The organism is Staphylococcus agnetis, assembly GCF_002901865.1.
GTDB classification, from domain to species: domain Bacteria; phylum Bacillota; class Bacilli; order Staphylococcales; family Staphylococcaceae; genus Staphylococcus; species Staphylococcus agnetis.
This window is the reverse complement of record NZ_PPQF01000070.1, coordinates 21,275-28,732: the sequence shown is the minus strand read 5'-3', so window position 1 is coordinate 28,732 and position 7,458 is coordinate 21,275. Positions and strand designations below refer to the sequence as shown.

General features: G+C 34.9%; 8 protein-coding genes. 5 read left to right on the top strand and 3 right to left on the bottom strand.

Annotation, left to right across the window (positions count from 1 at the left end; genetic code table 11):
• Nucleotides 1-75: 75 nt before the first annotated feature.
• Nucleotides 76-633: an enterotoxin-like toxin X gene (gene selX / locus CD172_RS10240; protein WP_103346289.1), complete on the top strand. Its 558-nt coding sequence runs from the start codon at nucleotides 76-78 to the stop codon at nucleotides 631-633.
• Between the two features lie 476 nt (nucleotides 634-1,109).
• On the opposite strand, the gene rnjA is transcribed toward selX, so the two are convergent.
• Nucleotides 1,110-2,792, bottom strand: a complete 1,683-nt coding sequence (rnjA, locus tag CD172_RS10235) for a ribonuclease J1 (protein WP_037566035.1) — start codon at nucleotides 2,790-2,792, stop codon at nucleotides 1,110-1,112.
• Complete coding sequence (locus tag CD172_RS10230; RefSeq protein ID WP_037566038.1) at nucleotides 2,792-3,007, bottom strand: DNA-dependent RNA polymerase subunit epsilon; 216 nt, start codon at nucleotides 3,005-3,007, stop codon at nucleotides 2,792-2,794. The genes rnjA and CD172_RS10230 overlap by 1 nt, the downstream gene beginning before the upstream one ends.
• Before the next feature lie 467 nt (nucleotides 3,008-3,474).
• On the opposite strand from CD172_RS10230, the gene CD172_RS10225 reads away from it, so the two are divergent.
• Complete coding sequence (locus tag CD172_RS10225; RefSeq protein WP_037566041.1) at nucleotides 3,475-3,744, top strand: hypothetical protein; 270 nt, start codon at nucleotides 3,475-3,477, stop codon at nucleotides 3,742-3,744.
• A gap of 51 nt (nucleotides 3,745-3,795) precedes the next feature.
• Here CD172_RS10225 and def read toward each other — a convergent pair whose 3' ends face one another.
• Nucleotides 3,796-4,347 (bottom strand): peptide deformylase, encoded by a 552-nt coding sequence (gene def / locus CD172_RS10220; protein ID WP_060550805.1) that lies wholly within the window; start codon nucleotides 4,345-4,347, stop codon nucleotides 3,796-3,798.
• Between the two features lie 123 nt (nucleotides 4,348-4,470).
• Here def and CD172_RS10215 point away from each other — a divergent pair, with 123 nt between their 5' ends.
• The 3 genes from CD172_RS10215 (at nucleotide 4,471) to CD172_RS10205 (ending at nucleotide 7,352) form a co-directional block, all read left to right on the top strand.
• A complete protein-coding gene (locus tag CD172_RS10215; protein WP_103346288.1) occupies nucleotides 4,471-5,103 on the top strand; it encodes a YkyA family protein in 633 nt (210 codons plus the stop codon).
• 158 nt (nucleotides 5,104-5,261) lie between these two features.
• Complete coding sequence (gene pdhA / locus CD172_RS10210) at nucleotides 5,262-6,371, top strand: pyruvate dehydrogenase (acetyl-transferring) E1 component subunit alpha (protein WP_037566047.1); 1,110 nt, start codon at nucleotides 5,262-5,264, stop codon at nucleotides 6,369-6,371.
• Between the two features lie 3 nt (nucleotides 6,372-6,374).
• Entirely contained in the window at nucleotides 6,375-7,352 is a 978-nt protein-coding gene (locus tag CD172_RS10205) for an alpha-ketoacid dehydrogenase subunit beta (protein WP_037566049.1), read from the top strand.
• Nucleotides 7,353-7,458: the final 106 nt, after the last annotated feature.

The following is a 7,458-nucleotide window of genomic DNA, read 5'->3' as shown; positions in this document are numbered from 1 at the left end:
TTTTAGTTATATAATAAACATACATCATGATGTGCAGTTTAAAAAACTGGATTCAACTAAGATAGGAGAGAGATAATGATGCCTTTAAAATGCTTAACAAAACTTACGATGGCAGGAATTATTTTAACTGGATTTACAGGAACAGCTGCTTTAGGCAGTATTTCAAATACAACTCACGCAGCGACGCCTGAAGTGCAAGGAGTACATTCGCTAAATGAAGCGGCAGCGGTTAAATCGTTATATGATAGATATAGTAAATCTCAAATAGGTGATAAAAAAGGGAACTTAAAAATTTGGGCATACTCAAATGCACCTTTGAAATCAAATGAAGTGCGTTTAAATATTAACGGCACTTACCTTTTTAATGGTACAACATACACGCCTAAGCGTAATGTCACATTAAATAAAGGGAAAATTACACTTAAAGAGTTGGATCATATTGGAAGGTATGCGCATGTGTCTTACGGTTTGTATTTAGGTGATAAACTTCCGAAAGGTGATATTGTCATCCATACAAAATCTGGCGATAGATATACCCTTGAAACACATAAAGCGTTACAAAGTGGTAGAGAAAATGTGGAAATTAATACCGAAGATCTCAAAAATATCACTTTCGATATTAAAGTTTTATGATGTTTAGCATATTTTTATCAAACTAATTTTGAACAAGCAATGATTGAAATACACGTTATAACAGAAAAATGATTAAACTGATGATAGATGAAGTTGAGAGAGAAAAATAAAGTATGAATGGCAGAGATTGATACCCGATAAATCAAAGTGATTTACAGGTAATCAATCTCTATATTTATGAACGATTAGTTTAAAGGTATGCCCGAAAAGGTTTAATAAAAAATGTAAAAAAACGCAGTTCATTTTACTGATGATAGTTTGTATGAGTCGTATACTAACTTGATCAATCCGCTTGTGATAAAACCGCTTGATTAAACGTCAAATTTTTTAGTCTGAGAATGAGAAAAATTAGCGCTTGTATTAAGTGAGTCTGAGAAAGTCGTACAGTCTCACTACTTTAATAAGGGGTAGCCAGTCAGAGGATTTCAGTCGCAAAAAACCACCCGTGAAAGCGGGTGGTTTTGATTTGAACCTATTTATTTGTCTTCATTGACTTTCATAATGACTGGTAAAATCATCGGTTTACGTGCTGTTTTCTCATATAAATACGGTTGTAATGTTTCGATGATGGATGATTTGATTTGATGCCATTGGATATTGTCGTTGTTATTTAATTTATAAATGACATCTTTTTTAATTTTACGTTGCGCATCGTAAATCAATTGACCAGATTCACGCATATAAACGAAACCACGAGAAATAATATCTGGGCCTGAAAGCAATTGATTCGTTTTGAAGTCAATACTCACAACGACAATGACTAAACCTTCTTCTGATAATAATTTACGATCTCGAATCACGACATTTCCGATATCACCAATACCGCTACCATCTACTAATATATTACCAGATGGAATACGTCCAGCAGTACGTGCAGAATCGCGCGTTAAAGCTAATACATCTCCGATATCATGAATGAAGACGTTATCTTCAGCTACACCACAATCAACACCTGTTTGTCCATGCGCTTTTAACATACGATACTCCCCGTGAATAGGTAGGAAGTATTTAGGACGAATTAAACGTAACATTAATTGTTGATCACCTTGAGAGCCGTGACCTGACGTATGAATGTTTGAAATCTTATTGTGAATCACTTCAGCACCAGCTTGATACAATGCATTAATTGTACGGTTAATGCTTTTTGTATTACCAGGAATCGGTGAAGAACTAAAAACAACAGTGTCTTCAGGAATGATTTTAATTTGCTTATGTGTTCCATTGGCAATACGTGAAAGTGCAGCCATCGGTTCACCTTGAGAGCCTGTACATAAAATTAATAATTCATGTTTAGGGATGCTATTAATTTTATTTGGTTCTACAAAAGTTTCAGGCGGAGCTTTAATGTAACCAAGCTCTGTCCCGATTTTAATATTGTTTTCCATTGAACGTCCAAAAGTAACGATTTTGCGATTATATTTAACGGCAGCTTCAACAGCTTGTTGAACACGGTAAATATTTGAAGCAAAAGTTGCGAAGATAATACGTCCAGTACAACCCCTGAAAATTTTATCGACATTTTGACCTACTTCACGTTCACTTAATGTAAAGTCTGGAACAAGTGAATTTGTAGAATCTGACAACAAACATAGTACGCCTTCATCTCCAAGACGTGCCATTTTTGCAATGTTTGCTGGAGCGCCTACAGGTGTAAAGTCGAATTTAAAATCTCCTGTATGAACAATTTTACCTTCTGGTGTATCTACAATTACACCGTACGTTTCAGGTATGCTGTGAGTTGTGAGGTAAAAGCTGATTTCAAAATGCTTTGATGTGATGACTGAATCTTCATCAATTTCATTTAAAGATGCTGTGCGCAGTAGATGATGTTCTTCAAGCTTATTACGGATTAAACCGAGTGCAAGTGGGCCGCCATAAATAGGAACATTGATTTTTTTAAGCAGGTAGGGCACACCACCAATGTGATCTTCATGACCATGTGTAATAAACAAACCAACAATTTTATCTTGGTTTTGTTCAAGGTAAGAATAATCAGGAATGACATAGTCAATACCTAATAGGTTATCATCGGGGAACTTAATTCCTGCATCAATGATGACGATTTCATCTTTGTACTCAACAGCATAAGTGTTTTTACCAATCTCACCTAAACCACCAAGTGCATATACTCCCACTTCGTTTTTATGAAGTTGCTTCATTACTCAGCGCGCTCCACGTTGAAATGCTCTGACTTTTCTTCATATTCTAAATGTGCGCCCTCTAATTTAGTTATGAATTCGATATTGTAATGACGTTCTTTTAAATAACGTCTTACTTGTTCTTCTGTTTCTGCTTCAACATAAATCGTTTGTGTATTTTCGCGAACAATCACTTCGTCACGATTATGTTGATAAAATACTTTAAAAATTGCCATATAATATTTCCTCCTAGAATTTGCAAATATATATTTATGATGCATGAATCTAAGTGTTTTAATGTAAAAATAAAAAACATGAACTGAATAAGTAAAATCGTAAAGATAGACTTCATTCAATCCATACATTCATAGACTTAGTTACTTGCATATGTATTATTTAAATCCGATCGATGCGTGGGATAAATCATATTAGGGTATAGGATTGTATCTACGCAGAAAAGGTAACTTTGACATAGAATTACATTAACGTATGCACCATACGTTTTCAATTCGAATGATAACAACTCTAAAATATTGAAGCATACGTTCTATATTTTAAATGTATAATGTCAACGTTCAATGACCTAGTTAGTATTTATTTTACCTTATGTAATCAGATAAATAAAGCAGTTTGTGATAAACTACATTTATAGTAAGCATCTTTCCATGAATTGCTTGTACTTAAATGAAAATAGGTGAGCGTAATGAAAAATGATACCCGCATAATTGAAGAACTTAAAAAAGAGTTAAAGCGTGAAGATAAAACATTAAAGAGTATTAATTTTGAAGTTAGAGAAAATGAAGTAACAATGTTTTTTGAATATAACGAACCGAGTCCTTTAACGCACAATCATCATTATATTAAACATGACCATGATCCTGAAATATTAGATGTTGAAACGTTTGAGCACATAAAAGCGGAGCTTAAATCATTAAATGTGAGCTATACTGAACGTAGAGATGAATTTATGTAAAAAGTAAAACACCTAAGAAGGTACATCACGTACAACTTCTTAGGTGTTTCATTATACTTCGACCGCATTTGCATGAGGTTGAAGTGGATTTTGATCATCAATGTGATCGAAAAACATCACCCCATTTAAATGATCGAGTTCATGTTGAAAGACAATTGCTGGATAGCCTTTTAAACGTAAACTAAATTCATTGCCATCCATATCGAATGCCTTAATTTTAATTCTATAATGACGATGAACAAGTCCAGGTACATCTTCGTCAACGCTTAAACAACCTTCACCAGTAGGTAAATAACCTTCTTGGACACTGTGACTAACGATTTTAGGGTTAATCACTATCATGTCATAAGATTTACCGTTACCATCATCAGGTAGATATATCGCAAATGCACGTTTCGGCACATTGATTTGTGGTGCAGCTAAGCCAACCCCACTGCGTAATTGATATTTTTCTGAGATTTCCGGGTCTTGGCTATTGCGTAAAAATGTTTGCATAGCTAAAAAGGTTTCTTTGTCTTCAGCAGATAAAGGGAATGTAACTTCTTCTGCTCTTTGACGAAGCGTTGGATGTCCATCGCGGATAATATCTTTCATTGTTAGCATATTTGACACCTTCCTTAAACAATAATATATCAGATAAGTATATGCGAGTCATAATAATAATGTTTGATTTATCCAAATGATTTCATTACCATTACCATTGAATAGAAGGAGGACGTTTAGATTATGAAGATAAAGAAAACGATAAGTGTTGTTTTAGCAACAACTGTATTATTGGCTGCTTGTAATAATGACAAAGAACATATAAAAAATGTTAATGACGGTCTTGAAAAAATGCAAAAAGCTGAGCAACCCCTTGAAAAAATTAATCAAAACAGAAATAAACTAGAACAAGAAAAAGAAAAAATCACAAAAGGGTTTACTGGGAAAAATCCTGCTGCGCTTCAAGACGATCTTAAAAAAGTATTGAAAAATACAGAAGAAAGAAATAAAACTATTAAACAAGAAGAAAATGCAGTAAAAAATTCTAAAAAAGAATTCGAAAAAGTTAAAAGTGAAGTTAATAAAATAGAAGACAAAGATAAGAAAAAGCAATACGACGAATTCGTTAAAGCACTCGACACGAAATATCAAAATCACGCTGACTTCACAAAAGGTTATCAAGATTTAGTAAATAAAGAAAAAGACTTGTTCACGTATTTTTCAGGTCAGTCTGGTACGCAAGATGAAGTTGATAAAAAATCAAAATCAATTGTAGAAGCACAAAAACAATTAAAAAATAAAGTTGACAAATATGCGAAGTCACTCAGAAATGTACAAAAAGAAAAACGTGATATTGACGAGATTTCCAACTCTTAAGAGTATAACAGTTTTATAATTTTAGTATAACAGTTGCGCTCGCTGTAATGCTATCAACTGTTACAGAACTTGTGTAAAACTGTTTAACAGCTCTTATGAAATGTGTTAAACTATGTAAAGATGAAATATATAAAAACGGGAAAGGTATGGTGAATTGAATGGCTAAGTTAAAAGCCCAATTCGATGCTGAACAAGTATTGAAAGATACTGAATCAAAATTTGAAATGGTTCAAATCTTAGATGCAGATGGAAATGTAACTAATGAAGATTTGTTGCCAGATTTATCAGATGAGCAATTAGTTGAATTAATGAGAAGAATGGTATGGACGCGTATCCTTGACCAACGTTCTATTTCTTTAAATAGACAAGGACGTTTAGGTTTCTATGCGCCTACTGCTGGTCAAGAAGCATCTCAACTTGCTTCTCAATATGCATTAGAAAAAGAAGACTTCATTCTTCCAGGTTACCGTGATGTGCCACAATTAATTTGGCATGGTTTACCATTAACTAAAGCATTTTTATTCTCACGTGGACACTTTGTTGGGAACCAATTCCCTGAAGGCGTGAATGCATTGAGCCCACAAATCATCATCGGTGCACAATACATTCAAACTGCTGGTGTGGCATTAGGTCTTAAAAAACGTGGTAAAGATGCAGTTGCGATTACGTATACAGGTGATGGTGGTTCTTCACAAGGTGACTTCTATGAAGGTATCAACTTTGCATCAGCATACAAAGTACCTGCAATCTTCGTTATTCAAAATAATAACTATGCGATTTCTACACCACGTGATAAACAAACAGCAGCGCAAACATTAGCACAAAAAGCTGTTGCTGCAGGTATCCCTGGTATTCAAGTAGATGGTATGGACGCATTAGCGGTATACCAAGCTACTAAAGAAGCACGTGATCGTGCAGTTAGAGGCGAAGGTCCAACTCTAATTGAAACAATGACTTATCGTTATGGTCCACATACAATGGCTGGTGACGATCCAACGAAATATAGAACTTCTGATGAAGACTCTGAATGGGAGAAAAAAGACCCACTCGTACGTTTCAGAAAGTTCTTAGAAAATAAAGGTTTATGGTCAGAAGACAAAGAAAACGAAGTTATCGAGCAAGCTAAAGATGAAATCAAAGCAGCTATTAAAGAAGCAGATGGTATTGAAAAACAATCTGTAACTTCATTAATGGAAATCATGTATGAAGACATGCCATATAACCTTAAAGAACAATATGAAATTTACAAAGAGAAGGAGTCGAAGTAAGCCATGGCACAAATGACAATGGTTCAAGCGATTAACAATGCGCTAGCAACTGAACTTAAAAATGACGAAAACACTTTGATTTTTGGTGAGGACGTAGGTGTTAATGGTGGTGTATTCCGTGTAACTGAAGGATTACAAAAAGAATTCGGTGAAGACCGTGTATTCGACACACCTTTAGCAGAATCAGGTATCGGTGGTCTAGCATTAGGTTTATCAACACAAGGTTACCGTCCAATTATGGAAGTACAATTCTTAGGTTTCGTATTTGAAGTATTTGACTCAATCGCTGGTCAAATCGCACGTCATCGTTTCCGTTCAGGTAACTCTAAAATTGCGCCTGTGACAGTTCGTGCACCATTTGGTGGTGGTGTTCATACACCAGAATTACACGCTGATAACTTAGAAGGTCTTTTAGCGCAATCACCAGGTTTAAAAGTCGTTATTCCTTCTGGTCCATATGATGCTAAAGGTTTATTAATCGAAAGTATTCGTAGCAACGACCCAGTTGTGTACTTAGAGCATATGAAATTATATCGTTCATTCCGTGAAGAAGTACCTGAAGAAGAGTACACAATTGAAATTGGTAAAGCGAACGTTAAACGTGAAGGTTCAGATTTAACAATCATCACTTACGGTGCAATGGTTCAAGAATCATTAAAAGCAGCTGAAGAACTTGAAAAAGAAGGTCACTCAGTTGAAGTAATCGACTTACGTACGGTTCAACCACTTGACATTGATACAATTGTTAAATCAACTGAAAAAACAGGCCGTGTGGTAGTCGTTCAAGAAGCTCAAAAACAAGCGGGTGTGGGTGCAAACGTAGTATCTGAATTATCAGAGCGCGCTGTACTTTCATTAGAGGCACCAATCGGACGTGTTTCAGCACCGGATACGATCTATCCATTTACACAAGCTGAAAACGTTTGGTTACCAAACAAAAACGACATCATCGAAAAAGCAAAAGAAACTCTTGAATTTTAATTAACTTAAACGAGTCATCAAAAGGGTATATAGGAATGGTTAGAGGCGAAAAGTTATATTTTAGGTAACTTTATTATAGATGATAAACACAGATTGAATGTAGAGC